This is a genomic window from Lyngbya sp. CCY1209, assembly GCF_035615495.1.
Classification (GTDB): Bacteria; Cyanobacteriota; Cyanobacteriia; order Cyanobacteriales; family Microcoleaceae; genus Limnospira.
This window is the reverse complement of the sequence record NZ_JAJENU010000678.1, coordinates 1-218: the sequence shown is the minus strand read 5'-3', so window position 1 is coordinate 218 and position 218 is coordinate 1. Positions and strand designations below refer to the sequence as shown.

At 61.9% G+C, this 218-nt stretch carries 1 protein-coding gene; it reads left to right on the top strand.

The window, feature by feature from the left end:
- A partial coding sequence (locus LKE08_RS29355) for a hypothetical protein (protein WP_324707565.1) occupies positions 1-218 on the top strand: 218 nt, incomplete at both ends.

The following is a 218-nucleotide window of genomic DNA, read 5'->3' as shown; positions in this document are numbered from 1 at the left end:
TACGAACCGCTGATCGAACAGTATGAAATCGTGCGATCGCCCTCCGCTTCTGCGATCGCCCAAATTCGCCAAGATACAGCCTCCCGAACCCCGGCAACTAAAACCCTCGCCGTCTTCGCCGACCCGGTCTTCACCCCCGACGACGAACGGGTAAAAACCCCCGTCGCCGCCACCCCGCCGGACGAGTTATTGCTGGCGGCAATACCCGAGCCCAGAGG